The sequence below is a fragment of the Streptomyces sp. NPDC058092 genome (assembly GCF_042884935.1).
GTDB lineage: Bacteria > Actinomycetota > Actinomycetes > Streptomycetales > Streptomycetaceae > Streptomyces.
Genome location: NZ_JBHVSY010000038.1, coordinates 28,189 through 54,636, shown reverse-complemented (window position 1 = coordinate 54,636; position 26,448 = coordinate 28,189). Strand labels below are relative to the sequence as shown.

The 26,448-nt window shown below is 68.9% G+C and carries 30 protein-coding genes and 2 pseudogenes; 15 read left to right on the top strand and 17 right to left on the bottom strand.

Annotation, left to right across the window (positions count from 1 at the left end):
- Positions 1–97 precede the first annotated feature (97 nt).
- Positions 98–1,873 (top strand): glyoxylate carboligase, encoded by a 1,776-nt coding sequence (gene gcl, locus ACFVV1_RS37900; RefSeq protein ID WP_389999338.1) that lies wholly within the window; start codon positions 98–100, stop codon positions 1,871–1,873.
- A gap of 433 nt (positions 1,874–2,306) precedes the next feature.
- On the opposite strand, the gene ACFVV1_RS37895 is transcribed toward gcl, so the two are convergent.
- From ACFVV1_RS37895 to ACFVV1_RS37885, 3 genes are all read right to left on the bottom strand, one after another.
- Positions 2,307–3,764 carry a catalase gene (locus tag ACFVV1_RS37895; RefSeq protein ID WP_389999335.1) on the bottom strand — a complete coding sequence of 486 codons (1,458 nt, stop codon included), beginning with the start codon at positions 3,762–3,764 and terminating at the stop codon, positions 2,307–2,309.
- 277 nt (positions 3,765–4,041) lie between these two features.
- Positions 4,042–4,941 carry a 2-hydroxy-3-oxopropionate reductase gene (locus ACFVV1_RS37890; protein ID WP_389999332.1) on the bottom strand — a complete coding sequence of 300 codons (900 nt, stop codon included), beginning with the start codon at positions 4,939–4,941 and terminating at the stop codon, positions 4,042–4,044.
- Positions 4,942–4,987: 46 nt separating this feature from the next.
- The gene (locus ACFVV1_RS37885) at positions 4,988–5,827 is read right to left on the bottom strand and encodes a TIM barrel protein (RefSeq protein WP_389999329.1); all 840 of its coding nucleotides are present in this window, start codon (positions 5,825–5,827) and stop codon (positions 4,988–4,990) included.
- 317 nt (positions 5,828–6,144) lie between these two features.
- On the opposite strand from ACFVV1_RS37885, the gene ACFVV1_RS37880 reads away from it, so the two are divergent.
- The 3 genes from ACFVV1_RS37880 (at position 6,145) to ACFVV1_RS37870 (ending at position 8,140) form a co-directional block, all read left to right on the top strand.
- A complete protein-coding gene (locus ACFVV1_RS37880) occupies positions 6,145–7,425 on the top strand; it encodes a lactonase family protein (RefSeq protein WP_389999327.1) in 1,281 nt (426 codons plus the stop codon).
- A 98-nt stretch (positions 7,426–7,523) separates the two neighbouring features.
- The gene (locus tag ACFVV1_RS37875; protein WP_389999324.1) at positions 7,524–7,775 is read left to right on the top strand and encodes a thiamine-binding protein; all 252 of its coding nucleotides are present in this window, start codon (positions 7,524–7,526) and stop codon (positions 7,773–7,775) included.
- Positions 7,772–8,140 (top strand): helix-turn-helix domain-containing protein, encoded by a 369-nt coding sequence (locus ACFVV1_RS37870; RefSeq protein ID WP_389999322.1) that lies wholly within the window; start codon positions 7,772–7,774, stop codon positions 8,138–8,140. The genes ACFVV1_RS37875 and ACFVV1_RS37870 overlap by 4 nt, the downstream gene beginning before the upstream one ends.
- Positions 8,141–8,286: 146 nt before the next feature.
- Here the strand turns inward: ACFVV1_RS37870 and ACFVV1_RS37865 are convergent, their stop codons facing one another.
- Both ACFVV1_RS37865 and ACFVV1_RS37860 read right to left on the bottom strand, forming a co-directional pair.
- On the bottom strand, positions 8,287–9,294 hold the full coding sequence (locus ACFVV1_RS37865; protein WP_389999360.1) for a tyrosine-type recombinase/integrase: 1,008 nt from the start codon (positions 9,292–9,294) through the stop codon (positions 8,287–8,289).
- Positions 9,295–9,491: 197 nt separating this feature from the next.
- Positions 9,492–9,944, bottom strand: coding sequence for an Lrp/AsnC family transcriptional regulator (locus ACFVV1_RS37860; RefSeq protein WP_389999319.1), 453 nt, complete (start codon positions 9,942–9,944; stop codon positions 9,492–9,494).
- Between the two features lie 111 nt (positions 9,945–10,055).
- Here ACFVV1_RS37860 and ACFVV1_RS37855 point away from each other — a divergent pair, with 111 nt between their 5' ends.
- Together ACFVV1_RS37855 and ACFVV1_RS37850 are read left to right on the top strand one after the other, a co-directional pair.
- Positions 10,056–10,676, top strand: a complete 621-nt coding sequence (locus ACFVV1_RS37855) for a LysE family translocator (protein WP_389999316.1) — start codon at positions 10,056–10,058, stop codon at positions 10,674–10,676.
- A 36-nt stretch (positions 10,677–10,712) separates the two neighbouring features.
- Positions 10,713–11,169: pseudogene (locus ACFVV1_RS37850) on the top strand (PaaI family thioesterase).
- Between the two features lie 43 nt (positions 11,170–11,212).
- On the opposite strand, the gene ACFVV1_RS37845 reads toward ACFVV1_RS37850, so the two are convergent.
- A complete protein-coding gene (locus tag ACFVV1_RS37845) occupies positions 11,213–11,440 on the bottom strand; it encodes a recombinase (RefSeq protein ID WP_389999314.1) in 228 nt (75 codons plus the stop codon).
- A 162-nt stretch (positions 11,441–11,602) separates the two neighbouring features.
- On the opposite strand from ACFVV1_RS37845, the gene ACFVV1_RS37840 reads away from it, so the two are divergent.
- Complete coding sequence (locus ACFVV1_RS37840; protein ID WP_389999312.1) at positions 11,603–12,499, top strand: aminoglycoside phosphotransferase family protein; 897 nt, start codon at positions 11,603–11,605, stop codon at positions 12,497–12,499.
- A 66-nt stretch (positions 12,500–12,565) separates the two neighbouring features.
- Here ACFVV1_RS37840 and ACFVV1_RS37835 read toward each other — a convergent pair whose 3' ends face one another.
- On the bottom strand, positions 12,566–13,072 hold the full coding sequence (locus ACFVV1_RS37835; RefSeq protein WP_389999310.1) for an integrase: 507 nt from the start codon (positions 13,070–13,072) through the stop codon (positions 12,566–12,568).
- 188 nt (positions 13,073–13,260) lie between these two features.
- Between ACFVV1_RS37835 and ACFVV1_RS37830 the strand changes: the two genes are divergently transcribed.
- A complete protein-coding gene (locus ACFVV1_RS37830) occupies positions 13,261–13,428 on the top strand; it encodes a hypothetical protein (RefSeq protein ID WP_389999307.1) in 168 nt (55 codons plus the stop codon).
- Positions 13,429–13,862: 434 nt separating this feature from the next.
- Here ACFVV1_RS37830 and ACFVV1_RS37825 read toward each other — a convergent pair whose 3' ends face one another.
- Both ACFVV1_RS37825 and ACFVV1_RS37820 read right to left on the bottom strand, forming a co-directional pair.
- The gene (locus tag ACFVV1_RS37825) at positions 13,863–14,072 is read right to left on the bottom strand and encodes a hypothetical protein (protein WP_389999304.1); all 210 of its coding nucleotides are present in this window, start codon (positions 14,070–14,072) and stop codon (positions 13,863–13,865) included.
- A gap of 26 nt (positions 14,073–14,098) precedes the next feature.
- Positions 14,099–14,275: a DUF6233 domain-containing protein gene (locus ACFVV1_RS37820; protein ID WP_389999302.1), complete on the bottom strand. Its 177-nt coding sequence runs from the start codon at positions 14,273–14,275 to the stop codon at positions 14,099–14,101.
- Positions 14,276–14,564: 289 nt separating this feature from the next.
- Between ACFVV1_RS37820 and ACFVV1_RS37815 the strand changes: the two genes are divergently transcribed.
- Positions 14,565–15,197 carry an NPCBM/NEW2 domain-containing protein gene (locus ACFVV1_RS37815; protein ID WP_389999299.1) on the top strand — a complete coding sequence of 211 codons (633 nt, stop codon included), beginning with the start codon at positions 14,565–14,567 and terminating at the stop codon, positions 15,195–15,197.
- A gap of 178 nt (positions 15,198–15,375) precedes the next feature.
- Here ACFVV1_RS37815 and ACFVV1_RS37810 read toward each other — a convergent pair whose 3' ends face one another.
- The gene (locus ACFVV1_RS37810; RefSeq protein WP_389999297.1) at positions 15,376–15,585 is read right to left on the bottom strand and encodes a hypothetical protein; all 210 of its coding nucleotides are present in this window, start codon (positions 15,583–15,585) and stop codon (positions 15,376–15,378) included.
- 77 nt (positions 15,586–15,662) lie between these two features.
- The gene (locus tag ACFVV1_RS37805; RefSeq protein WP_389999294.1) at positions 15,663–15,794 is read right to left on the bottom strand and encodes a hypothetical protein; all 132 of its coding nucleotides are present in this window, start codon (positions 15,792–15,794) and stop codon (positions 15,663–15,665) included.
- Between the two features lie 566 nt (positions 15,795–16,360).
- On the opposite strand from ACFVV1_RS37805, the gene uraD reads away from it, so the two are divergent.
- From uraD to ACFVV1_RS37775, 6 genes and pseudogenes are all read left to right on the top strand, one after another.
- On the top strand, positions 16,361–16,882 hold the full coding sequence (gene uraD, locus ACFVV1_RS37800) for a 2-oxo-4-hydroxy-4-carboxy-5-ureidoimidazoline decarboxylase (RefSeq protein ID WP_389999292.1): 522 nt from the start codon (positions 16,361–16,363) through the stop codon (positions 16,880–16,882).
- A 5-nt stretch (positions 16,883–16,887) separates the two neighbouring features.
- On the top strand, positions 16,888–17,280 hold the full coding sequence (gene uraH / locus ACFVV1_RS37795; RefSeq protein WP_389999289.1) for a hydroxyisourate hydrolase: 393 nt from the start codon (positions 16,888–16,890) through the stop codon (positions 17,278–17,280).
- A gap of 7 nt (positions 17,281–17,287) precedes the next feature.
- Positions 17,288–18,220 (top strand): factor-independent urate hydroxylase, encoded by a 933-nt coding sequence (gene pucL / locus ACFVV1_RS37790; protein ID WP_389999287.1) that lies wholly within the window; start codon positions 17,288–17,290, stop codon positions 18,218–18,220.
- 257 nt (positions 18,221–18,477) lie between these two features.
- Positions 18,478–18,876: pseudogene (locus ACFVV1_RS37785) on the top strand (solute carrier family 23 protein); the annotation flags it as partial.
- 43 nt (positions 18,877–18,919) lie between these two features.
- Positions 18,920–20,335 carry an 8-oxoguanine deaminase gene (locus tag ACFVV1_RS37780; RefSeq protein WP_389999284.1) on the top strand — a complete coding sequence of 472 codons (1,416 nt, stop codon included), beginning with the start codon at positions 18,920–18,922 and terminating at the stop codon, positions 20,333–20,335.
- 244 nt (positions 20,336–20,579) lie between these two features.
- The gene (locus ACFVV1_RS37775; protein WP_389999281.1) at positions 20,580–22,028 is read left to right on the top strand and encodes a nucleobase:cation symporter-2 family protein; all 1,449 of its coding nucleotides are present in this window, start codon (positions 20,580–20,582) and stop codon (positions 22,026–22,028) included.
- A gap of 90 nt (positions 22,029–22,118) precedes the next feature.
- Here ACFVV1_RS37775 and ACFVV1_RS37770 read toward each other — a convergent pair whose 3' ends face one another.
- From ACFVV1_RS37770 to ACFVV1_RS37745, 6 genes are all read right to left on the bottom strand, one after another.
- Positions 22,119–22,997, bottom strand: a complete 879-nt coding sequence (locus tag ACFVV1_RS37770) for a chitosanase (protein ID WP_389999278.1) — start codon at positions 22,995–22,997, stop codon at positions 22,119–22,121.
- A 52-nt stretch (positions 22,998–23,049) separates the two neighbouring features.
- A complete protein-coding gene (locus ACFVV1_RS37765) occupies positions 23,050–23,334 on the bottom strand; it encodes a hypothetical protein (RefSeq protein WP_389999275.1) in 285 nt (94 codons plus the stop codon).
- 124 nt (positions 23,335–23,458) lie between these two features.
- Positions 23,459–24,328: an RNA polymerase sigma-70 factor gene (locus tag ACFVV1_RS37760; RefSeq protein ID WP_389999273.1), complete on the bottom strand. Its 870-nt coding sequence runs from the start codon at positions 24,326–24,328 to the stop codon at positions 23,459–23,461.
- Entirely contained in the window at positions 24,325–24,903 is a 579-nt protein-coding gene (locus ACFVV1_RS37755; protein WP_389999270.1) for a carboxymuconolactone decarboxylase family protein, read from the bottom strand. Before ACFVV1_RS37755 ends, ACFVV1_RS37760 begins: the two co-directional genes overlap by 4 nt.
- Before the next feature lie 406 nt (positions 24,904–25,309).
- Positions 25,310–25,537 carry a hypothetical protein gene (locus ACFVV1_RS37750; RefSeq protein WP_389999267.1) on the bottom strand — a complete coding sequence of 76 codons (228 nt, stop codon included), beginning with the start codon at positions 25,535–25,537 and terminating at the stop codon, positions 25,310–25,312.
- 44 nt (positions 25,538–25,581) lie between these two features.
- A complete protein-coding gene (locus ACFVV1_RS37745; protein WP_389999358.1) occupies positions 25,582–26,421 on the bottom strand; it encodes a chitosanase in 840 nt (279 codons plus the stop codon).
- Positions 26,422–26,448: the final 27 nt, after the last annotated feature.

Genomic DNA, 26,448 nt, shown 5'->3' with positions numbered 1-26,448 from the left:
GTGGAATTAACGCGGAATCAATGCGGGATTGGTGCTCTCAGGTGGCGCGACAGAGCCCGACTCCACCAGGTCCGAGCAGGAGCACTCAATGCCTCGAATGACCGCTGCCCGAGCGGCAGTTGAGATCCTCAAGCGCGAAGGCGTCAGCAACGCGTTCGGTGTGCCGGGCGCGGCGATCAACCCCTTCTACGCGGCCCTCAAGGCCTCCGGCGGGGTTCATCACACGCTCGCCCGCCATGTCGAGGGCGCCTCCCACATGGCGGAGGGGTACACCCGGGCGCGCCCGGGCAACATCGGCGTCTGCGTCGGCACGTCCGGACCGGCCGGCACCGACATGATCACCGGCCTCTACTCCGCGATCGCCGACTCGATCCCGATCCTCTGTGTCACCGGCCAGGCGCCGACCGCCGTGCTCCACAAGGAGGACTTCCAGGCGGTCGACATCGCCTCGATCGCGGCGCCCGTCACCAAGGCCGCCACGACCGTCCTCGAAGCAGCCCAGGTCCCGGGCGTCTTCCAGCAGGCCTTCCACCTGATGCGCACCGGCCGCCCCGGCCCGGTCCTCATCGACCTGCCCATCGACGTCCAGCTCACCGAGATCGAGTTCGACCCCGATCTGTACGAGCCGCTGCCGGTGCACAAGCCCGCCGCGACCCGCAAGCAGATCGCGCGCGCCCTGGAGATGCTGAACGCCTCCGAGCGCCCGCTGCTCGTCGCGGGCGGCGGCATCATCAACGCCGACGCGTCCGAACTCCTCGTTGAATTCGCAGAGTTGACCGGCGTCCCGGTCGTCCCGACTCTGATGGGCTGGGGCATCATCGCCGACGACCACGAGCTGAACGCGGGCATGGTCGGCCTGCAGACCTCGCACCGCTACGGCAACGCGAACTTCCTGGAGTCCGACTTCGTCCTCGGCATCGGCAACCGCTGGGCCAACCGCCACACCGGCAAACTGGACGTCTACACCCGGGGCCGCACCTTCGTCCACGTGGACATCGAGCCCACCCAGCTCGGCAAGATCTTCGCCCCCGACCTCGGCATCGCCTCCGACGCCAAGGCGGCGCTGGAGCTGTTCGCCGAGGTGGCGCGCGAGCTGAAGGCCGCCGGGAAGCTCAAGGACCGCTCGGAGTGGGCCGCGTCCACCCAGGAGCGCCGGGCCACGCTGCAGCGCCGTACGCACTTCGACAACGTGCCGCTGAAGCCGCAGCGGGTGTACGAGGAGATGAACCGGGCCTTCGGCCCCGAGACCCGGTACGTCACCACGATCGGCCTCTCCCAGATCGCCGGTGCGCAGATGCTGCACGTCCACCGGCCGCGCCACTGGATCAACTGCGGCCAGGCGGGCCCGCTCGGCTGGACCATCCCGGCCGCGCTGGGCGTCGCCACGGCCGACCCGGAAGGCTCCGTCGTCGCGCTCTCCGGCGACTACGACTTCCAGTTCATGCTGGAGGAGCTGGCGGTCGGCGCACAGCACCGCATCCCGTACGTCCACGTCCTGGTGAACAACTCCTACCTGGGCCTGATCCGCCAGGCGCAGCGCAACTTCGACATCGACTTCCAGGTCAGCCTGGAGTTCGAGAACCTCAACTCGCCGGAGCTCGGCGTCTACGGCGTCGACCACGTCAAGGTCGTCGAGGGTCTGGGCTGCAAGGCGATCCGCGTCACCGAGCCCGACCAGCTGCTGCCGGCCTTCGAGGAGGCCAAGAAGCTGGCCGCGGAGTTCCGGGTCCCGGTGGTCGTCGAGGCCATTCTGGAGCGCGTGACGAACATCGCGATGAGCGGTACGGACATCGCGTCCGTCAACGAGTTCGAGGACATTGCGACGGACCCGTCCCACGCCCCGACCGCGATCCGCCCGCTGACGGCATCCTGACGGCCTGCCGGCCCGACCGTGGCCCCCGTCCCCGACTCCTGGGGGCGGGGGCCACGGTCATGGGCCCGGCCCGGCCCGTCCGGTGTCCGGGGCCGGAACCCTTGCGGCGGGGGCCGGCACCCCGGGCACAGAACCGGAACGCAACGCGAAGCAGGGCGCGGAGTACGGGACCGTATCCGTACTCCGCGCCCTGGCACGGGAAAACAGAACTGGGGTCGCGGCGGCGGCGATCGGGCCGGAAGCCCTCGTCCCCTTCAGGTCAGGAGACGAGCAGGCCCACCTGCCCCCACCACCGCACTGGCATCGCACAACCGCCGCGACCTCGTCCTGCCCGCACCGCATGACATCCCTCATCCGGATTCGCGGCGCGAGCAGGGCTCGGTGGGAGGCTCAGTCCTCGCGCATGGGCGGACGGCCTCCCTCGCTGTGAGGCTCAGTCCTCGCGCAGGGCGCGGACGGCCTCCTCCACGCGCGTGCCGTAGTCGGCGTCGGCGGCGTGGAAGTGGGCGAGGTTCTTCTCGATCACGTCGTCGCGGGTCACCTGGGAGAGGCCCCCGGCGATGTTGGCGACCAGGCGGCCCTTCTCGTCCCCGGACATCAGCCGGTACAGCTCGCCCGCCTGGAAGAAGTCGTCGTCCTTGATGTGGGCGGGCGCCGCGTGGGTGCCGGTCCAGCCGTGGATCGCGAGCGGGGCGGAGAGTGCCGCGTCGGTCTGGGCGGGGCCGGCGTACGAGTTGGGCTCGTAGTTCTTGTCGTGGCGCGCGCCGTTGCGCGTGGCGTGCAGCCCGTCCCGGCCGTAGTTGTCGACGACCGCGGTGCGCGGCGCGTTCACCGGGAGCTGGGTGTGGTTGACGCCCAGCCGGTAGCGGTGCGCGTCCGCGTAGGCGAACAGCCGGCCCTGGAGCATCTTGTCCGGGGACGGGCCGATGCCGGGCACGAAGTTGTTCGGGGAGAACGCGGCCTGCTCGACCTCGGCGAAGACGTTGTCCGGGTTGCGGTCGAGGACCAGCCGGCCCACGCGCAGCAGCGGGTAGTCCGCGTGCGGCCACACCTTGGTCAGGTCGAACGGGTTGAAGCGGTAGTCCGCGACCTCGGCGGCCGGCATGACCTGCACGTACAGCGTCCAGGACGGGTTCACGCCGCGCTCGATGGCCTGGAGCAGGTCCGTCTGGTGCGAGTTGCCGTCCTTGCCCGCGAGTTCGGCAGCCTGCTCGCTGGAGAGGGAGCGCACGCCCTGGTTCGTCTTGAAGTGGTACTTGACGAAGAAGGCCTCGCCCCCGGCGTTCGTCCACTGGTACGTGTGCGAGCCGTAGCCGTTCATGTGACGGTACGAGGCGGGGATGCCGCGGTCGCCCATCAGCCAGGTGACCTGGTGGGTCGCCTCGGGCGTGTGGGCCCAGAAGTCCCAGACGTTGTCCGGCTCCTGACGGCCCGTGAACGGGTCGCGCTTCTGCGAGTGGATGAAGTCGGGGAACTTGACCGGGTCCTTGATGAAGAACACCGGGGTGTTGTTGCCGACCAGGTCGTAATTGCCCTCGTCCGTATAGAACTTGAGGGCGAAGCCGCGCGGGTCGCGTACGGCGTCCGCGCCGCCCAGCGAGTCGGCGACGGTCGAGAAGCGGATGAATGTCTCGGTGCGCTTGCCGACCTCGGAGAGGAAGTCCGCGCGGGTGAACGCCGTGATGTCATCGGTCACTTCGAAGTAGCCGTACGCGCCGGAGCCGCGGGCGTGGACCACGCGCTCCGGTATGCGCTCCCGGTTGAAGCGGGCCAGCTTCTCCAGCAGGTGCTGGTCCTGGAGGAGGATCGGGCCACCGACGCCGGCGGTGGCGGAATTCTGGTTGTCGGCGACCGGGGCGCCTGACTCGGTCGTAAGCACACGCTGCGTCATGGTGTCGGGGCGACCTTCCGTACGGGAGCTGCTGAGCTGCTGAACTGCGACGGCTCGGGGCTCCAGGAGCGTAAGTACGCCCCGAACCCGACGTCAACAGATTGTTGAATTTGGGAGTCTGGTATTCCGGATGGCGTCGACGCCTGGGCGCGACAGGACAGGTGTCGGCGCCGACGCCATCCGGAAGTCTCTGGTTGCCGGGCCCGGCGGGGCCCGGACGGCCAGGCCCGGACGGCCGGACCTGGGTGGTCAGGCCAGGACGGCCTGGCCCGGACGGTCAGGCCCGGACCGGCTGACCCGACAGGCGCTCGACCGAGCGCAGCAGTGCCGAGTGGTCCAGGCCGCCGTCGCCCTGGGCGCGCAGCGAGGCGACGAGCTGGGCGACCACGGCGCCGACGGGCAGCGCGGCACCGACATTGCGGGCGGCGTCCGTGACGATGCCCATGTCCTTGTGGTGCAGGTCGATCCGGAAGCCCGGCGCGAAGTCCCGCTTCAGGAAGTTGTCCTTCTTACGGGTCAGGACCGTCGAACCGGCCAGTCCGCCGCCCAGGACATCCAGCGCGGCGGCGAGGTCGACGCCGGACTTCTCCAGGAAGACGACCGCCTCGGCGCACGCCTGGATGTTGACCGCGACGATCAGCTGATTGGCGGCCTTCACCGTCTGCCCGGAGCCGTGCGGACCGCACAGCACGATGGTCTTGCCGAGCGCCCGGAGGATCGGCTGCGCGGTGTCGAAGTCGGCCTGCTCACCGCCGACCATGATCGACAGCGCGGCCTCGATCGCACCGGCCTCGCCGCCGGACACCGGGGCGTCCAGCACCCGGATGCCCTTCTCCCTGGCGTTCTTCGCGAGGTCCACGGAGGTCTGCGGGGTGATCGATGACATGTCGATCAGCAGTGCGCCGTGCTTCGCGTTCTCCAGGATGCCGTCGGGGTCGTACGCGATGGCCTCGACCTGCGGGGAGGCGGGCACCATCGTGATGACGACATCGGCGTCCCGGACCGCCTCGGCGATCGAGCCCGCGCCCGTGCCGCCGGCCGCGACCAGCCGATCGATCTTGTCCTGCTCCAGGGTGTAACCGGTGACGTCGTACCCGGCCCCGATCAGGTTCTCGGACATGGGGGAGCCCATGATGCCGAGACCGATCCACGCAACCTTGGGGAGGTTGTTGCTCATGAGGGTGCCTTCCGATAAGCGTGTGTACGAGGGGGAGTTGCCACCCTCAGCGGGCGGCCCGCGCGGTGGCCGGCAGCCACTCGAAGGCCTCGGCGCTCGGGCGGTCACCCGGCTTGTACTCCAGGCCGACCCAGCCGTCGTATCCGGCCTTCGTCAGCTCGTCGAGGAGCTGTTCCAGCGGGAGGGAGCCGGTGCCGGGTGCGCCGCGCCCCGGGTTGTCGGCGATCTGGACATGGCCGGTCTTCTCGGCGTACGCCGTGATGACCTGGCCGAGGTCCTCGCCGTTCATCGACAGGTGGTACAGGTCCAGCAGGAACTTCGCGTTCCCGAGCCCTGTCGCCGCGTTGACCTTGTCGACGATCTCGATGCCGGCCGGTGCGCTCACCAGGGGGTAGCGCGGTGATTCCGGCCTGTTGAGGGTCTCGATCAGCAGGATCGCCCCGATCCGGTCGGCCGCGCGGGCGGCGACGACCAGGTTCTCCAGGGCGAGTTCGTCCTGCACGGCCGGGTCCACGCCGTCGACGCGGTTGCCGTAGAGCGCGTTGAGCGCCTTGCAGCCGACCGAGGCGGCGAAGTCGGCCGACACATCGATATTGGCGCGGAAGCGGTCCGACTCCGCACCGGGCACGGAGAGCGCGCCGCGGTCGGGGCCGGGCAGCTGTCCGGCATAGAAGTTCAGCCCCACCAACTGCGTGCCTGCGTCGTCGAGCGCCTTCTTGAGGGCGTCGAGCTCGGCCTGCGGCGGAGTGGGGGTCCCGATCCAGGGCCACCACAGCTCGACCGCCGTGAAGCCGGCCGCGGCGGCGGCCGCGGGACGCTCCAGGAGCGGGAGTTCCGTGAAGAGGATCGAAAGGTTCACATCGAAGCGCTGGTCCGGGTAGCCCATGAGGGTTCGGCGCTCCTTCCGTATTGCGGAAGTTAGTTTCTACGCAACGGAAGATTGCCCGGAGCGGGGAGAGCTGTCAAGGGGGTGCCCGGAATTCGGGCCGGGTGCCTTCGTGCCCGTTGCTCGAGGGGAAGCCGGAAATGCGCCGGTTGCCGAGGGGGGCCGGGCCGGGACAGGGTGGCTGGTGCACACGGCGCGGCCGTACCCGAAGCAGCCGTGCCGACGCCCGCACGTGACGCCCATGTCCGACCACCGGCACTCGCCCCCCGCACGCCCCCGTACGCCCCCGCACTCGACCCCCGCACGAGGTGCCTCGCATGAACCACGCCACCAGCCGCCGCACCGTCCTCGGAGCCCTGTTCGCCGGAGCCGCCCTGTCCGTGGCCCCCGCGCCGCCCGGCTCGATCCGGCCCCCGGGGGCCGCGCCCGACTCCGCGCCCACGGTGGGTTCGCGCCCGCGCGCCACCGGGCAGCTGCTGCTCGGCACGTACACCTCGGTCGAGGGCGGCGGCAAGGGCATAGGCACGGCCTCGTACGCCGCCACCGGGGCGATCTCATCCGGCCCCGTGATCACCGGCGTCGACAATCCCTCGTACCTGGCCATGCACCCCTCGGGCGCCACCGTCTACGCGGTCGACGAGCAGGAGCGGGGCGGGGTGACGGCCGTCGCGCTCTCACCGGACGGCGCCCACCGGGTGCTCGGAACCCGCGGCACGGGCGGGGCTGGGCCCACCCACCTCTCCGTCCACCCCACGGGAAGGTGGCTGCTCACCGCGAACTACACCTCCGGCAGCGTCGCGGTGCACCCCATCCGGGACGACGGCTCGCTGGGGGAGCGCACGGATCTGGTCGCGCACACCGCGCCGCCGCCCGGCCCCGGCCAGGACGGGCCGCACGCCCACCAGATCATCACCACCCCGGACGGCGGGCACATCCTCGCCGTGGACCTCGGCAACGACTCCGTGTACACGTACCGGCTCGACGAGGAACACGGCACCCTCGCACAGATCTCCTACGCGGCACTGCGCCCCGGTGCCGGACCGCGGCACATCACATTTCACCCGGGCGGCCGCTTCGCCTACCTGGCCTGCGAGGTCGACAACACCGCCGTCGTCTGCGGCTACGACCCGGCCACCGGCACCCTCTCCCCGGGCGCCCCGCAGTCCACCGGGACCGGCGCCGGTACTCCGTGGAAACCCTCCACGGACGGCAACCACCCAGGCCCCAGGCCCACGTCGGCCACGGGCCGGGGTGACGCCGTTACCAGCTATCCCGCGCAGTTCCTGGTCACCGGCGACGGGCGCTTCGCCTACCTCGCCAACCGGGGGCACAACAGCCTGACGCGCTACGCCGTCGAGGACGACGGGGCCGCGCTGCGGCTGCTCGACACCGTGCCGGTCGGCGGCGACTTCCCCCGCCAGATCGCCTTCGCACCGGACGGGAAGCTGCTCTTCGCCGCCAACCAGAAGTCGAGCACGGTGACGGTCTTCCGGGTCGACGCGAGGAGCGGCGGCCTGACCCGCACCGGCGACGCCTTCTCCGCCCCGGTGGCCGTCTGCGTGCTCCCGTACCGGGTATCGGGACCGCCCCGGCACTGAGGGCGAGCCGCCGCCCGACGGCCCCGGCGCCCGTCCGTTAGGGTCGGGCCCCGGGCCGCGGGCGCACAGGGACGCGGCGAACGCACCAGGGAGGCACCGTGCGCTTGAGGGTGGAGTTCACCACCGAACCCTTCGATCTCGACGAGGCGCCCGCGCACGCGGTCGTCGCCCGCGAGGTCATCCAGAACGCCGACCTGGACGCCGTGGACGTCGGCCCCTTCGGCAACACCGCGGAGGGCGGCGCGGACGAGGTGCTCACCGCGGTGGACTCCTTGCTGCGTCGCGTGCTGGCATCCGGTGCCACTCGCGTGTCGCTTCAGGTCAACGTGATCGGGGAGGGCCCGAAGTGACCGAACCGGCGGACCACCCCCTCGTCACCGCGGTCAAGCCGCTCGTCGACGCCATGGGCGCCGAGCTGCTCGGACCCGAGCAGGCGCAACCCGATGACGTCGTGCTGGCCTGGGAGGGCGAAGACGTCATAGCGGTCCGGCTTCCCCAGCTCTCGGATTCGCTCGATCACATCCTGGCCACCATGGAGCGCCGGCACGGCATGCCGCTCGCCGAGCTGGACCGAAGGACCAAGCAGTCGGTCGTACGGACCCTGGAGGCACGCGGTGCCTTCTCCGTACGGCACGGAGTGGAGACGGTGGCGGGCGCGCTGGGGGTCAGCCGCTTCACTGTCTACAACTACCTCAACAGGGAAAAGGATGCCTGATGTGGAAGCGATATCCATACAGGTGGAGGGCTCGTATTCCGTAAAACCGCAGATCACCCCACATCTGAACCCCTCAAGGTCCGGATGTGGGGTGATCTCATCGGATGTGGACGCGTGGACGCGTTGTGGAATTTGAGAGGACTCCGCTACGAGACGACCCTCAAGCCACCCTGATCCAGGGCGGCACGCACCGCATCGACCGACCCCGCGCCGGCGTGCGTGTACAGCCACGTGATCTTCGCGCCGCGCTCGTGACCCAAGATCTTCTGAGCGTCAGCCTCCGGCACACCCGCCGCATGCAGGCGCGATGCGAAAGCGTGCCGAACGTCGTGCACATGCGGCCACCGCTCGATGCGACCCGTCACCGGGTTCTCCACCTGCCTGGCGACGCCCGCGGCCTCGCTCGCGGACGTCCACAGCCGCCAGAAGTTGCTTCTGCCCAGCGCACCTCCGCGACGCCCGCGGAACACCAGCTCCTTGGCATGCGTGCCGCTGGACGGTGCCGTGCGAGAAGGCTCGGCGGGATGCCGCTCCAGGTGCTCCTTCAGGGCGTGAGCCGCGCGGGCCGACATTGGAACCGTCCGGCTGCCGGCTGCCGACTTCGGGTAGGCCTTCCGCTTCGGCGTGCCGTGAACCTGGATGATCGTCTCGCGGATCTGGATGCTGCCCGCCTCGAAGTCCACGAAGCACCGGCGCAAGCCGACCAGTTCACCCCACCGGAGCCCAGTCTCCTCGGCGAAGACCAGCATCGCGTGGAAGTGGCCTGGCATGTGAGCCCGGATCTGCGCCAGCTGATCATAGGTCGGCGGCATCAGGTCATCGGGGTGCTTCGCCTGAGCCCTGGGGAGCTTGACGCCCTCGCAAGGGTTGTGGCTGATGCGGCGGTCTCGCACCGCGGCCGTCAGCAACCGGTCGAGCATCTGGAACGCCTTCTCAATCGTTCCTACGCCCACGACGGCCACGCGGCCGGCAAGCCACTCCTCAACATCGAGATTCCCGATGGAGGTGAGTCGCCACGACCCGAAGTGCGGCTTCACGTGGTTGGTCCACACGCTCGTCGCCGTCTCGCGAGTGTTCTCGCCGATGCGTTGCGCCGCCTGCCACTTGGCATGCCATTCCTCGACAGTGAGCGGCCGCGGTCGAGGTCCACGAATGACCCGCTGCGGACCTGGTCCCTCGTCTTGTCGAGGAACGCCTCAGCCTTCCTTTTGGCATCCTGCCCGGTGAAGGTCTTCGCGCGCTGCTTACCGGACGGGTCTCGGTAGCGGGCCTGCCGGCTTCCGGTGCTTCTCTGCACTTCACTCGGATGGATGGGGTTCGGGCGTGGGGCAGGCAGACTGCTCTGCCGGAATCATCCGGGGAGGGGCCGATCCTCGACGACGTGTTTCATCACGAGGGTCGACGTCAGACGCTGGACGCCGGGCAGGCGGGCCAGTTGCTGGTCGTAGAGCTGCTGGAAGGAGGCGAGATCGGTGGTGGCGACGCGTAGCAGGTAGTCGGGTTCGCCGAAGAGACGCTGGGCCTGGAGAACGTGGGGAATGGCGGTCACCGCCTCTTCGAATGCGGTGACGGTGTCGGGTGCCTGCCAGCGCAGGGTCGCGAAGACGAGCGCCTCGAAGTTGAGGTCCAGAGCGGTTGGGTCCACCACCGCCCGGTAGCCGCGGATCGCGCCCTGCTGTTCGAGGTCGCGGAGCCGGCGATGGCAGGGCGAGACGCTCAGTTGCACTCGCGCCGCCAGCTCGGTGATCGTCAGACGGCCATCCTGCTGCAGCTCCGCAAGAATTTTGCGATCGATGGCATCCATGTAGAAGATTCTTCCTCATTACCCTCGAATCCTGGGTAGATGCAGGAACACCTTTGGGGCAATCCGGCCTAGCCTTTCTCCTGCAAACGTGCAGGTGAGAGGTATGGCTTCATGGATACGACCACATTGGCTGCCTTCCTGGCAGTGGATCTGCTGCTCGTCTTCACCCCGGGCGCGGACTGGGCCTTTGCGATCTCCGCGGGCCTGCGGGATCGATCGGTCGTCCCCGCGGTCGCCGGGCTGGTGGCGGGCCACGTCGCGTATGCGCTGCTGGCCGTCGCGGGCTTGGCGGTGATCGTGGCCGGTTCCACGCCCGTCCTGACCGTGCTCACCGCGGCGGGGGCCGGCTACCTCATGTGGCTGGGATGGAGCGTGCTGCGCCAGCCCGCTGTCGTGGCCGCCTCGGACGAGACCGTGGGGTCCTCGCGGTGGCAGGTACTCCTGAGAGGCGCCGGGGTCAGCGGCCTCAATCCGAAGGCGCTGCTGCTGTTCTTCTCCCTCTTCCCCCAGTTCATCGACACCGCGGCCGGATGGCCGGTCGCTGCCCAGACCGGACTGCTCAGCGTCGTCCACGTGGTGGCCTGCGCGGTGGTGTATCCGGCGGTGGGACTGCTGGCCCGCACTGTGCTCAAGACCCGGCCCGGGGCCGCCCGGACCGTCACCCGGATCTCGGGTGCCATGATGATCGCGATCGGCGGCTTCCTGCTGCTGGAACGTCTGGCCGGCTGGTGACACCAAGCCGCGCCGCGGCACCACGGAAGGAGAACGATGCGCGAGCACCCCGAGCAGGATCAGCAGGAAGCGAGCCCTCAGACCCAGGCGCGCATCCGGGACAGCTTCGCCCGCCAGGGCCTGATGCGCCACCTCGGCGCTGAGGTCACCGACATCGCGCTGGGCCGTGTCCACATCGTCCTGCGAAGCCGACCCGAGGTCACCCGGCAGCACGGCTATATCCACGCGGGTGCCACCAGCGCCATCGCGGACAGCGCCGGCGGCTATGCCGCGCTCACCCTGTTTTCCGAGAACACCGAAGTTCTCACTGTCGAGTACAAGCTGAACCTCCTCGCGCCCGCCCTCGGCGATCAGATCGAAGCGGTGGGCACGGTCCTGAGGCCAGGGCGCACGCTCACTGTGTGCCGACTGGACGTGTTCGGCGTGCGCGACGGCCAGGCCAAGCTCGTCGCGTCAGCAGACCCTGATCCGCGTGGACGCCCCCGCCCAGTAGACGAGTGGCGCAGGCAGCGAGGCGAGCCGCCCGGCGTCTTCGTTCACTGCAGCCGCATTTGCCTGCGAGGCTCGGGGATGCCCAGCTCGGTGGGCGGGCGATGTGCGATGCGCTGGGTGTCTTCGCGCTTGGCGCGGAGGAGCTGGAGGGTGAGATCAAGCCCTTCGATCTCCCCGGCCCAGCCTTCGGCTTGGGCGTGGGCTCTGCGGGCGATCAGCTCGGCTTCGAGGTCGTACAGCCGGCTGATCATCTTCGGGCTGACCTGGAACATCGGACACCGGATGCAGGCTTCTCTGAACTTTGGGGCCGTGCCGTCCCAAAGCTTCTGATCTGCAGCTCTTTGAAACCGAATTGGTGATGCCAGAGGGATCACAGCGAGATGTTCCGGAGAGCGAGAACTGCTCCGCCTGCCGCCTCGGTACTGTGACTTCGCATGACCGACACCGAGATCGAGATCACCGCAGACCTGGTCCGCGACCTGCTGCAGGAGCAACATCCAGACCTTGCAGGGCTGGCCATCCGGGAGGTGGCGGGCGGCTGGGGCAACCAAATGTGGCGCCTCGGAGACGAGTTGGCCGTGCGCATGCAGCGCATGGACCCCACTCCGGAGCTCCAGCTGAAGGAGCGGCGGTGGCTACCGGTGCTGGCCCCGCGCTTGCCGCTCCCGGTGCCGCTCCCGGTGCGGTTCGGCGAACCGTCCGAGCGCTTCCCCAAGCACTGGACCGTGATGACGTGGGTTCCCGGCGAGCCGCTGGACCACGGCTCGATCAGCCGCGGCGACCACGCGGCCGACACGCTGGCGGGTTTCCTCCGGGCGCTCCATGTGGAGGCGCCCGCCGAGGCGCCGATCGCTACGGACTTCGGTGCCCATCCCAGGAACTGCACGGACGGCTTCGAGAACTTCTTCCAGGCCGTTGGCCCCAACGACATCGCTGCCGACGTCCGGGCCGTCTGGGACGACGCCGTTGCGGCCCACGCGTGGGAGGGCCCGCCGGTGTGGGTGCACGGCGACCTCCATCCCGCGAACGTCGTCGTCTCGGACGGAACGCTCTCGGGCATCGTCGACTTCGGCGCCATGTTCGCCGGCGATCCGGCGTGGGACCTCGCCGCCGCATGGGTGCTGCTGCCCGCGGGCACGGCCTCACGGTTCTTCGACATGTACGCCCATGCAGACGAGGCGGCGATCCGGCGCGCCCGCGGGCTGGCTGCTATGAAGAGCCTGTTCCTGATGCTCATGGGGCAGAACGGAGATCGGGGCCTTCCCGGCGGCAAGCCGCACTGGGGACCTGCAGGCCGGGCGGCACTTGATCGTGTTCTGAAGGGCCTTTGATGCACGCTTCTTTAAACCTATTCTCGATCTTGGTTGAGGGTCATGCGGCATCCCACCTTCGTAGGTTCATCGATCACCACGCATGGTGGGGATGCCAAGGTCCACGGCCGTATGCTGCCCGTGGCCCCGATCGAGTTGGCTGAGCTTCTCCTCTGCGCCAGCCGGGCTGACCTGGAGACCCTCGACCTCGCCGAGCCAGCCTTCCGTCTCGGCTTCGGCGATTCGGGCGATCAAGTTGTCGCGGATCTCGGCAAGCCGTCCCCGTTGGGCCGGGTCAGGTCGGAGGAGCGAGCATCTGACACAAGCGTGCTCATGGATGCAGGGGGATCCGAAGGCGCGTGCGCAGGTGCCGATGGACACCTTCCGCTTTTCGAAGTGGGCGAGGAAGGCGTCCCACTCGTCCTCTGTCGGGATCCGGTACTCCTCGCCGGGACGGGAGGCCCGCCGGCGGGCGATGAACGCCCGGTGGGCCTCGATCGTCTCGGCAGGGTAGACCGCCTTGTATCCGATCGTGGTGTCGATGTTCTTGTGACCGCAGATGACCTGAGCAATGTGCGGGGGCAGTCCGTTCATGATGGCGTCGGTTCGCGACGGCAAGTCGGGGCAGACCTGCCCGGACGGCTACAGTCTCCAGGTGCCGCCGGATGATCCGGATGCCCTGGTGTGCCGCCGCGCTGGCGCCGCCACTCCGACGCCGGACCAGCCCCGCAGCCTCCTCGGCCTCGGCGCCCTGGCGGCAACCTCGATGTACAGGAGACTTGATGGCTGACTTTCCGCCGCAGCAGGTGCAGCGGCGCGTGGACGACAGTGCCGCAGATATGGAGACGCTCGTCGATCTCGGGCTCGTAGAGGAACGGTCGAAGCCGCAATACGCCGGGCTGTTCGTCGAGCCCGACATCTCGCCGGCCGCTGAGGACGATGCCGCCTGAGTAACGAGATGCGCCCGCTGCCCTTCTGGGCGGCGGGGGCATCTTTGCGTCTGGGACGCGAAACGCCGCTGACTGGCTCACTGGATCGGCGGGTTGTCCATCTCCCGGGCTAGAACCCACATCTGGTCTCCACGTCGGCATGTTATGCGCAATCGGATAGGAAGCCCGGCGTAGTGTCCCTGCCATCCCTCGGCGCCCATGCCTTCCATCCAGTGGCCCGGCCTTGTGCGTTCTACAGCGAAAGGGCGGCCGCGCCCCATCTCGAGCGGCACGGGTGCCACGTGACGCCCCAACTGGTCGGCTCCATCGATGCCTGGCGCGAATCGGAACGGACCCCAAACGTGAGCATCGACGCAGACGACTTCATTGACGAAACGCGTCGCCTCTGGCACTTGGACAAGCGGTTCGACTAGAAGTGACGGGCCAGCCGCAGGTCACGCCGCCGCGTACTGGTGCGCCCGCCCGCCCCGCCATTCGACCCAGTGCGGGGCGTCGAGGATGGCCCAGGCATCGTCGAGGCCAGCCCGCCGCAGGAATTCGACGAGGTCGCGGTCGTCGCGCGCGAGCCCGGCGATCCGACCGTTGATGGCGACCCTCCGCCCGCCAGTGCGGGACAGCCCGTGGACAACTATCGGCATGCTCATGCTTTCAGGGTGCGACGGGCTGCTGCTCACAGCACCCCGAGCTCGGTGTCCGGTCGGCGGTGAGCGCAGGCCCTGATGCCTTCGGCGAGTGCGGCGAGGGCTTGCTCGCGGCTGATCGCTTGGTGACGTTTCCCGATGGCGTAGCAGTGTCCGGCGTGTACCTCGATGGGTCGGGCACCGAGGCCGATGCTGAGCTCCAGCACCCAGTCCGGGGTGGGCGGTTGCCGCTCCTCGCCCTGCTGCTGTTCAGCCTCGCGGCGCTCCTCGTCGGCGATCCAGCGGTCCGTCTGGGCGGCCAGTGGAAGTGATCCAAACGAAAGACCCTAGCGAAACGTGGCGTCGGGCCCGTTTAATGCACTGCGATCATGCGAGGAAAGGACCTGTTCTGTGAGTACAGCGCCACCGCCCGACGACGGTACTAGGCCGCCGTTACCCCCCGCACCCCCAACGCCTGCCCCCGGTCCGGACCCCCAACCGGATCCGGGCCCCCCGGTGACGCGGAGGCGGCTGGGCGAGATAGCCGCCCTCATCTCGGCGGGCGCCGCTGTCATCGGTCTCCTGCTCGGCTTCTTCGGACTGCCGACCGTGGTCGACTCGCCCTCCGCCAGGACCGTGACCGTCACTGAGACGGTGACCGCCACCACCACCGTCACGGCGGCGCCCCCGGACGCGCCGGAGGGCGCCGAGACGCGGTCGCCCTCCGGCACCGCGCCGCCACCGGCCAACGAGGTGCTCCTGGCCGACCTCACCCCGCTCGGGATAGCCCCCGACCAGATCTTCTCGATCCAGGACGTGACCATGGGTGGCAAGCCCTATCCCGGCGCCATGGTCATCACCTACCTCTGTCAGTCGGGCCTTGAGTACAGCATCAACGAGAAGTACAAGACGCTGACCTTCACCGCGGGCCTGGACGACGACGGTGTCGCGGTGTCCGGCCGGCTGTCGGTCATCGGTGACGGCAAGCTCCGTAAGAACGTCAGGGTGGAGATCAACCGCCCCCAAACCGTGACGATCGACGTCTCCGGCGTCGTCAAGCTCGCCATCGTCCCCGAATTCGTCAAGGGACAAACCTGCGACGTGGACGGCGTGGTCGCCGCGGTGGCCGACGGGGTCCTGAAACCCTGAGACGGGCGCCCCCGCCGGAGCTTCCGGGCCGCCCGCTCGATCTGTCCGTGCGTCACTGGGAGGCCCGGTGCAGTGTCCGCACCCGGCTCGGGGAGGAGGGAAGCGATCGTGACGTCCTCCCCGTACAGCTCAATGATCCGCAGGTTGATGGTCAACCTGCGGATCCAAACGAAACTGCCTAGCCCTCGTCAGCTGGGGGCTCCGGGTGCAGGACCGCCTTCTTCACGGCCATCTCCAGCTCGTACCGGGACACCCCGGCCGCCTCGGCATGTGTGGTCACGGCGGCCTGGAACTTTGCCGCTGCCTCACGCCACGGCGCCCACCCCTCCTTCGTGTACGGCTCGGCGAGGGCCTTGCGTTGCTCTTCAGCGGCGGAACGTTCCAGCATGATCAGATCTTCAGGGATATCGATTGCCACGGCGGATCGTAAACGGCAGCGCTGACAATCGAACGGAGCCGCGCAGGTCAGGCCGCTGCGACGACATCCGCCCGGACCGCGGCCTCCCACTCCACCAGCAGCCGCTCATACTCCCGCCGCCCCTCCGGCGACAGACGCCCGCCCGACCGCTCCCACAGCGCGCGGATGTCCGCGTTCACCGCGGCGGGGGCGCTCCCAGTGGAGTCGAGGCTCCACCGACGGGGCCGAAGCCCTGTCGACCATCGTCCCCACCGGTCTACGCATGGGGGTGCATCAGGGACTGCGCACAGGTGTGCACCCTCCCCGGGATCAAGATCTCAGGTTCGGACCCGTGTAAGCGGAACGGGTCCGGCCGCCCCTCACTCCTTCGGGTTACTCGGGCGTGTGGCGGCGTTGTGGATGCTACGTGGACTTCGAGGCTGAGCCGCCCTTGTGGATCACGCAGTGTGGTGGCGATGCATGGCTACCTACCTGCGCATATCCACATGTGGAGCCTCGCGGGCTCCACATGTCACAACTACCTCAACAGGGAAGATGCCGCCAAAGGTGAGTAGTTGAGACCGTAGGTGAGCGAGGGCCGTGGAAGGCCGCGCGAGGCCGTCGTCCGGAGCGCCGGGCGACGGCCTTTTACATTCGCGTAATTTCAACAAAGTGTTGACGTGGTGTTGTGGAGGGCGTTAGCTATCCGCAGCCCGACCGACGCGACGCCGAGCGACGCACAGCAGAATCAGCCACGGAGGCTCCCGTGACTTCGAGCTCCACGCCGGGCCTGGCCCGGTTCAACACCCTGGCGGACGACGAGGCAACCACCGCGTTGCACGAGGTGTGTGCCAGTGCGGCTTGGGGAAGAGCGATCCTCTCCCGACGCCCGTACGCCACCGCGGAAGCCCTTCTCTTCGCCAGTGACGCCGCCACGGCCGCGCTGACCCCGGAGGATCTGGCCGACGCGATGGCCGGCCACCCGCCGATCGGCCGCCCGAAGCCCGGAGACCCGACCTCCTCCCGCGAACAGCGGGGCATGGCCGGCGCCTCCGAGGAACTCAAGGCCGAGATGCTCGAACTGAACCTGGCCTACCAGGAGCGGTTCGGACACGTCTTCCTGATCTGCGCCACCGGCGCCACCGGTGGGCAGATGCGCGACGCGGTGAAATCCCGGATCGGGAACTCGCCCGAGCAGGAGCGCGGGATCGTGCGCACCGAACTGGGCAAGATCAACCGAATCCGGCTCACCCGCCTCGTGCAGGACTTCTCAGAACAAGGAGCGTGACGGTCTTGAGCACCGACACCACCGCATCGGTGTCCACCCACATCCTGGACACCAGTACCGGCCGCCCCGCCGCAGCCGTCACCGTCTCCCTGGCCGCCCGCAGCGGCGGCGACGCGCAGTATGTGACGCTCGGCGGATCCGCGACCGACGCGGACGGGCGCTGCAAGGACCTGCCGGCCCTGCCGGAAGGCACCACTCACGTGCGGCTCGTATTCGACACCGAGTCGTACTTCACCAGCCAGAAGCAAGCCGAGGCGCAGCAGGACGCCCCCCGCGTAAGGGACAGCGGTGCGTTCTTCCCGGAGGTGGCGATCACGTTCGCCGTCGCTCCGGGCGAGCACTATCACGTACCGCTGCTGCTCAACCCGTTCGGCTACTCCGTATACCGAGGGAGCTAGCAGACACATGCCCACGATTCTCGGCCAGAACCAGTACGGCAAAGCAGAGAACCGCGTCGTCAGGATCGCGCGGGACGGCGACACCCACCACATCAAGGACCTGAACGTCTCGGTCGCCCTCTCCGGCGACATGGAGGACGTGCACTACTCCGGCTCCAACGCGAACGTCCTGCCCACGGACACCACCAAGAACACGGTGTTCGCGTTCGCCAAGGAGCACGGCATCGAGTCCGCCGAGCAGTTCGGCATCCACCTCGCCCGCCACTTCGTGACGTCGCAGGAGCCGATCAAGATCGCGCGCATCCGGATCCAGGAGTACTCCTGGGAGCGCATCGCGACCTCGGACAACAACTCGAAGTTCATCGGCTCGGACAAGGTCAACCACTCCTTCGCCCGCAAGGGCCAGGAGCTGCGCACCACGCAGATCACCTTCGACGGTGAGACGTGGCAGGTCATCTCAGGCCTGAAGGACCTCACGGTCATGAACTCCACCAACTCGGAGTTCTGGGGCTACGTCAAGGACAAGTACACGACGCTCAAGGAGGCGTACGACCGCATCCTGTGCACCGACGTCTCCGCGGCCTGGCGCTACAACTGGACCAGCGACGCCGACCGGATGCCCAACTGGGAGAAGTCGTACGAGCAGGCCAAGAAGCACATCCTGCAGGCCTTCGCCGAGACGTACTCCCTCTCGCTGCAGCAGACCCTGTACCAGATGGGTTCGCGGGTCATCAACAGCCGCAGCGAGATCGACGAGATCCGGTTCTCACTGCCGAACAACCACCACTTCCTGGTGGACCTCGAACCGTTCGGTCTCAAGAACGATACCGAAGACAGCGCTGTCTACTTCGCGGCGGACCGCCCGTACGGCCTGATCGAGGCCACCGTGCTGCGGGACGGGATCGAGCCGCAGATCCCGGTCGACATGACCAACCTCTGACGCGGCGCCGATCCGGTCCCCGCCCGCGCACAGCCGGGCGGGGACCGGCCGGACCGGAGGAACTACCATGACACAACCTGCACGTGGGCCGGCAGAAGCAGAAGGCCCCTGTCCCGCCCCACCGGAGACCTCGGTCCACCCGGTGGACGAAAAGCTCCGCCCCTCGCGGCTCGTCCCCGCCGCGCTCCAGCACATCGCCGCCAGGTACGCGGGCGTCGTCACCCCTCCGCTCATCATCGGCCAGGCCGTCGGCCTCGACGAAGGTACGCAGCCGCTCCGTCGTCGCGGCCGCGGGCGGTGCACTGCTGGTGCTGGGCGCCTTCCCGGTACTCGGCGCGGTCGTCTCCCTCGTGCCGATGCCCGTGCTCGGCGGCGCGGGCATCGTGCTGTTCGGCTCGATCGCGGTGAGCGGCATCCGTACGCTCTCGGAGGCCGGACTCGACGACAGCTCCCACATCATCCTGGTCGCCGTCGCGCTCGGCGCGGGTATCGTCCCGCTCGCCGCGCCCGGCTTCTACGCGGGATTCCCGTCCTGGGCGCAGACCGTGCTCGGCTCCGGCATCAGCGCCGGAGCGCTCGTCGCGGTGCTGCCCAACCTGTTCTTCCACCATCTCGGCACCCACGGCCGTCCGGCTGTGGCACTCAAATCCTCCTAGGGTCCTGCCGTGCCCACATCGCCGGAATAGAAGAGGAAGCACCATGGCAGCATCGGCAGCATCGGCAGCACCGGCAGCTCCTGAGCACGTGGAACGCATCGTCATCGAGAACTGCTCGATCGCGACCGTCGACGCCGACGACACCGAGTACGCCTCGGGCCATGTCGTCGTCGCGGGCAACCGCATCGAATCCGTCGGCGCGGGCCGGGCACCCCAGGGCCTGGAGAACGTCGTACGCCGCATCGACGGCACCGGGCATCTGGTCACACCCGGCCTGATCAACACGCACCACCACTTCTACCAGTGGATCACCCGCGGCCTCGCCACCGACCACAACCTGTTCGACTGGCTGGTCGCGCTGTACCCGACGTGGGCGCGCATCGACGAGCCGATGGTCCGCGCCGCCGCGCAGGGCTCCCTCGCCATGATGGCCCGCGGCGGCGTCACCACCGCCATGGACCACCACTACGTCTACCCGCGGGGATCCGGCGACCTGTCCGGCGCCATCATCGGGGCCGCCCGGGACATGGGCGTACGGTTCACCCTCGCCCGCGGCTCCATGGACCGCAGCGCGAAGGACGGCGGGCTGCCACCGGACTTCGCGGTGGAGACCCTCGACGGCGCGCTCGCCGGCACCGAGGCGACCATCGACGCCCACCACGACACCTCCTTCGACGCGATGACCCAGGTCGCCGCCGCACCCTGCTCCCCGTTCTCCATTTCCACCGAACTGCTGCGACAGGGCGCCGAGTTGGCTCGCCGCAAGGGAGTGCGCATGCACACCCACGGCTCGGAGACCGTGGAGGAGGAGAAGTTCTGCCACGAGCTGTTCGGGATGGGCCCGACCGACTATTTCGAGTCCACCGGCTGGCTCGGCGACGACGTATGGATGGCGCACTGCGTCCATATGAACGACTCCGACATCGCGGCCTTCGCCCGCACCGGAACGGGCGTCGCGCACTGCCCCTCGTCCAACGCGCGGCTCGCCGCGGGCATCGCCCGGGTGCCCGACATGCTCGCCGCGGGCGTCCCGGTCGGCCTCGGCGTCGACGGCACCGCCTCCAACGAGTCCGGCGAACTCCACACCGAACTGCGCAACGCCCTCCTCATCAACCGCCTCGGTGCCCACCGCGAAAAGGCCCTGAATGCCCGTCAGGCCCTGCGTCTGGGTACGTACGGCGGCGCGCAGGTACTCGGCCGCGCCGACCAGATCGGCTCCCTGGAGCCCGGCAAGCTCGCCGACCTGGTGCTCTGGAAGCTGGACACCCTCGCCCACGCCTCCATCGCCGACCCGGTGACCGCACTCGTCCTCGGCGCCGCGGCCCCCGTCACCCTCTCCCTCGTCAACGGCAAGCCCGTCGTCGAGGACAACCACCTGATCACCGCGGACGAGGACGCCATCGCCCGCGCCACCCGGGACGAGGCCCGCCGCCTCGCGCGGATCGCCGCCGGAGCCTGACGCTCCGGGGCACCCCCGATACCGGCCGGCCGAGGGGGACGGCCCTAGGCCGGCCGCCGTGGACCCGAGCGGGGTCCACGGCAACCGGTGCGGGGGCGCGTACGCACGTACGCGCCCCCGCACCGCTGGACAAAGCTGCCCGCACCAGCTGCAAGACCTGCCCCCACCCGCACCAACGCACCACTTGCACCACCTCCCTGACACCCACGTCACCGCAGACGTGTACCCGACCGGAGGAACCGCCGTGGCAGCTACGCCCAGGTTTCGCAACGACGCAGACGCAGCACCCGATGCCGACCCGCACCTCATCCCCGAATCGGCCTCGGCAGACCGGAAACACCCGGTCGACGAAACGCTCCCCCCGCTGAAGATGTTCACCAGCGGCCTCCAGCACGTGGCCGCGATGTACGCGGGCGTGGTGGCGCCGCCGATGATCGTGGGGCCCGCCGTGGGCCTCACTCCCAAGGAGACCGCCTTCCTGATGGGGGCGAGCCTCTTCACCGCGGGCCTCGCCACCCTGCTCCAGACCCTCGGCTTCTGGCGCATCGGCGCCCGGCTGCCGTTCGTCAACGGCGTCTCGTTCGCCGGGGTCACCCCGATGGTGGCGATAGGGAAGGACCGTGGACACGACGGCATAGCCGTCATCTTCGGCGCGATCATCGTGGCGGGCCTGCTCGGCTTCCTGCTCGCCCCGTACTTCTGCAAACTGGTCCGCTTCTTCCCGCCCGTCGTCACCGGCACCGTGATCACCTTGATCGGTGTCTCGCTGCTGCCGGTCGCCTTCAGATGGTCCCAGGGCGGCAACGCCACGGCCGACGACTACGGCTCGATGACCAACATCACCATGGCCGCGGTCACGCTGGTGATCGTCCTCGCACTGCGCAAACTGCTGCGCGGCTTCCTCCAGCAGATCGCCATTCTGCTCGGGCTGGTCATCGGCACACTGATCGCGATCCCGGTCGGCATCACCGACTTCGGCGCCATCAAGGACGCCGACCTGATCGGCTTCCCGACGCCCTTCCACTTCGGGGCACCGCAGTTCGAGATCGCCGCGATCGTCTCCATGTGCATCGTGATGCTGGTCTGTATGACCGAGTCCACCGCGGACATGCTGGCCCTCGGAAAGATCGTCGGCCGGCCGGCGGACGAGCGGACCATCGAGGGCGGCCTGCGCGCCGACACCCTGGGCAGCGCCATCAGCCCGCTCTTCAACGGCTTCATGTGCAGCGCCTTCGCCCAGAACATCGGGCTGGTCGCGATGACCAAGGTCCGCAGCCGCTTCGTGGTGGCCGCCGGCGGCGGAATCCTGATCGTACTCGGGCTGGTTCCCGTTGCCGCGTCCGTCATCGCGATCGTCCCGCTGCCCGTCCTCGGCGGCGCAGGCATCGTGCTCTTCGGTTCGGTCGCCGCGAGCGGCATCCAGACGCTGGCGACCGCCGCGCTGGAGAAGGGCGAGAACGCGCTGATCGTGGCAGCGGCCGTGGGCGTCGGACTGATTCCGATAGCCGCACCGGACTTCTACCATGCGTTCCCGAAGGATCTGCTGGTCGTGCTGGACTCCGGTATCTCGACCGGATGCGTCGTGGCGATCCTGCTCAACCTGGTCTTCAACCACCTGGGCGGGAAGCCGGATCCGGAACCGGCGCCGCAGGAGCGGAGCCCGGCGGCCGCGGCCGCGGTGGCCGCGCACTGACCGAACCCGGCCCCGGCCGGAACGGCGCTGTGGCGCGTACGGCGACCCTCACGGGTGCTGCCGTACGCGCCACAGCCATGCCTCGGGGCGTCAGCCGATGTGGTAGCTGTCGCCGTACACCTTCCAGTCGAGCGGCGGATTCAGGTTGAGGTTGCCCTTCTTCAGGAAGACCCGCTGGGCGGTGTCCACCCGGCTGGTGTCGGAGTGGGCCTCCTCCTGCTGCATCGCCCAGACCCGGGCGTCGAGGAAGGCGTTGAGGTACGTGACCTCGTTGCCGCCCTGGGCCGGCGGCTTCGCCTTGGCGAGGGCCCGCTTGCGGATGGAGCTGAAACTGGTGCTGTCTCCGCCGTCGCCGTGCATGACGATGGCGTCGTAGTAGGCGAACTGGCCCAGCGTGCCGATGCCGTCGGCCTTGCCCTGCTTGACGGCCGGGTTGAAGTACACCCGGTCCCGCTCGTCGTCCTGCGCCTGCTTGAACGCCGAGTCGGACGCGGCGGTCGCCCAGTCCTTCTTGAAGTTCGGGTCGAGACCGCTGTGCGAGTCGGTGCCGTTGACCTTCCGCAGCGCGGGCAGGTACTTCGCGAGGACGTTGCCCGACTTGCGCTGGGTGTACAGCTCGACGAGGTCGAGCATGTCGCCGGTGCCGGAACAGAAGCCGATGATGCCCGCGGTGTAGCCGCGGCCGTCGTCGATGTCCTCGATGTACTTGTACTGCGCCTTCCAGTTGAGCGAGGAGTTCTCCGCGCTGGAGACCAGTTGCATGGCGATCTCCTTCTTCGCCGGATCGTCGAGCCCGGTGGCGGCTGCGGCCTGCTGGGCCACCGCCGTCTGCTGATGTACAGCCGGGTGCGTGGGGGCGCCGGCGTACGCGGTGACGGGAATCGTCGTGAGGGTCAACCCGACCGCGATGACCGCGATGCGCATGGAGCGGGTGTTGCGACGTGCGGCGCGCTTATGGGGAGCGTGCACCAGTCCTCCAAGGGGAGTTCGTCGTTCCTCAATCTGTTAGGAAGCTTTCCTATCAGAGTGCGGTGAGTGCCGTACACCCCTGCGGCACAAGGGAGTTGAGAACGATCCCCGAAACGCGGAACGGCCCTGAAACGCGGAACGCCCCTGAAACGCGGAACGGCCCCGCGTCGCGCGGAAGGCGCGGAGCGGGGCCGTGGCGCGCCGGTCTCAGCGCGCCGGTGACGTGGCAGGTGAAGACCTGCCACGTCACGTCGTAGTTCACCGAGACGGTCCCCTGCGCCGCGGTCGTCGCCGTGGTGGAGGTCTGCCGGCAGCCGTTGACACTGTCGGTGTCCACGACCGCCGACGCGACCCCGCCCCGGTCCTTGTGGGGCCGGAAACCGACCCCATGGTGTGGTGGTGAGTGTTCCGGGCGGTTCGAACCGCCCGGAACACTCACACCGCCCGGAGCAACAGCGGGCCTACCTGGCGAGTTCGGCCGGTTCATCCAGCCGCGTCAGCTTCCGCGGGTTTCTCACCAGGTAGATCTGGGTGACCCGCCCGTTCTCCATCACGAGGCTCACCGCGGCCGGCTCGCCGTCGACGTCGATCCGGCCTGCGGGCGCGCCGTTGAGCCACACGGTCGTCGCCTCGAACGCGGCCCCTTCCACCCGGTTCGCGCGCGCGAGCACCTTCGCCACCAGTTCGGCCCCGTGGACCGGAGCCAGAGCGGCGGCTGCAACCCCGCCACCATCGGCGATCAGGACCACGTCCGGCGCCATGATCTCCATCAGCTGCTGCAACTGCCCGGTGTGCAACGCGCCCAGGAACCGCTCCACCACGGCCTGCTGCTCCGACCGGCTCACCTGCACCCGCGGCCGCCGAGCCGCCACATGCTCGCGTGCCCGCCGCCCTATCTGCCGCACCGCGGCCGCGGACTTGCCCGTCGCCTCGGCGATCTCGCCGTACGGCATCTCGAAGACCTCGCGGAGCACGAACACCGCGCGCTCCGTCGGCCCGAGCGTTTCGAGCACCGTCAGCATCGCGATCGAGACGCTCTCCGCGAGTTCGACGTCCTCGGCGACATCCGGGCTGGTCAGCAGCGGCTCCGGCAACCACTCACCCACGTAGTCCTCGCGGCTGCGCGACAACGTTCGCAGACGGTTGAGCGCTTGCCGGGTGACGACCCGGACGAGGTACGCCCGCGCGTCGCTCACCTGCGACTGGTCGACGTCGGCCCACCGCAGCCAGGACTCCTGCAGCACGTCCTCCGCGTCGGCCGCCGACCCGAGCATCTCGTAGGCGACCGTGAACAGCAGACTGCGATGGGCGACGAACGGGTCCTCGGTCATGCCGACGAAGCCGCGGCGGAAGTCCCGGCACGCGCGGCCAGCGGAATCTCGCAGGCGTCGGAGAAGCCCTGCGAGGTGATCCCGTTCGCATTGTTGTTCCTGGTCGCCATGTTGACGAAGGCGATGTACGCGGTGAGCTCTACCATCGCCGCCGCGCCGAGCCGGTCGAGCAGGCTCGCATGCAGCTCGTCGGTGACGGTCGGCGGCGTGTTCGTCATGGCCTCGGCGTACTCCAGCACGTCCCGCTCCAGCGGGTTGAACACCTCCGACTCCCGCCAACGCGGCACCTGGCTCGCCTTGGCCAGGTCCAGGTTCTGGTTCTGCGCCTGGAAGTAGCCGACGTCGAGGCACCAGCCGCAGCCCACCTGCGCCGCGACCGCCATGTGCGCGAACGACTTGAGGCTCGCGTCGGCCTCGTCCCACTCGGCCAGCTTGGCCGAAAACTCCAGGTTGGACGTGGCGACCTCGGGGTTGTGCCACACCACCTCGACGGGCTCGGGCACGGCACCGAGCTGCTTGATCATGTTTTCGCTGAGCTCGGTGGGGAGCTCGGCCTTCGGGACGCGTAGCGCCATGGTGTTCTCCTTGTACGTGTGCCTGTTTGGCCGTTCGGCATGAAGACACCGCCGGACCCTCGAATGTGACAACCACCGCCACCGCGAACAGAGGTTCATCGGGAGGCGTTCGGGGGATGAGAGCGCGGGCCTCAGAGTGCTGCCGGCTGGCGTTCCGGGCCGGGAACAGAGCGATCTTCAGGCGTTCTTCACCGGTCGGAACACGGCCCTCGCGCTCCAGGAACCGGTCGATCGTCTTGGCCTGGCGCTGCTGGATCCGCCCGTGGAGGCGTTCGGGGATGCGGATGGCCTGGTCGTAGTTGCCGACCTTGGTCGCGTCGTAGCCAGAACATCGCCAGACCCTTGAGGTGACCGATGCACTCCAGCCGCAGTTCCAGCACCTCACCGCAGCGGCGGCCAGTGAGGATCAGGCCTCCCAGATGTCCCGCACGCCCCGGTTGTCGACGTCCCGGGCAGCGAGGGCCTGCAGGTCGGTCTCGGTCGCGACGGCTGTGGAGACATCATCGGGAAAGGGGCGGCGACGTCCCTTGGTCCGTTTGCCTGCGGGGATCGCGAGGATGAACGCCCGGTCCAGGCCGAGACGTTCGCAGTCGAGGAATAGAAGCGCAGGCCATATGGGGTCGAACCGGCGCACGCAACCAATCGGTCGGACGCTTCCCGCGCCCGTGGACCATGGGTTCAACGGGCGTCGATGCGGTAACTGTCGCCGTACACCCGCCACCGCAGCGGTGTCTCCAGCCCGAGCCTGCCCTCGCTCACGAACACCCGCTGGGCCGTCTCGATCCGGCCCGTGTCGGAGTGCGCGAGTTCCGTCTTCATCGCCGCGACGCGGGCGTCGAGGAAGGCGTTCAGATAGACCGCCTCGTCCCCGCCGCGCGCCGGGGGCGTGGCCGCGGCGATCGCCTCGCGGCGCATCGTACGGAAGCCGACCGCGCCGTCCGAGTCGCCGTACCCGTGCATCACGTAGGCGTCGTAGTAGATGAACTGGCCCAGTGCGCCGAGTCCGTCCACCCTGGCCCGTGTGACCGCAGGGTCGAAGTACGACCGGTCGCGCTCGGCGTCCTGCGCCGACCGGAAGGCCGGGTCGGTGGCCGCCGCGGCCCATGCCTCGGTGAACGGGCTTCCGAGCCCGTCGTGCGCATCGCTGCCCCGCACGGCTCGCAACGCGGGGAGGAACCGCTGCAGCGGATTGCCGGGACGCGCCGCCGCGTACCGCTCGACGACCTTCAGCATGTCGCCGGTACCGGAACAGAAGCCGATGATGCCCGCGGTGTAGCCGCGGCCGTCGTCGATGTCCTCGATGTACTTGTACTGCGCCTTCCAGTCGAGTGAGGAGTTCTCCGCGCTGGAGACCAGTTGCATGGCGATCTCCTTCTTGGCCGGATCGTCGAGCCCGGCTTCTGGTTCCGCGCCGGCTGACCGGGCCGCCGAATCGGATCCCGAATCGGATCCAGAGCCGGATCCTGACGTGGATCCCGAGCCGGACGCCGAGCATCCGGAGAGCACGGAGACGGCCATGACGGCCGCAGTGGCAGCGACGAGCTG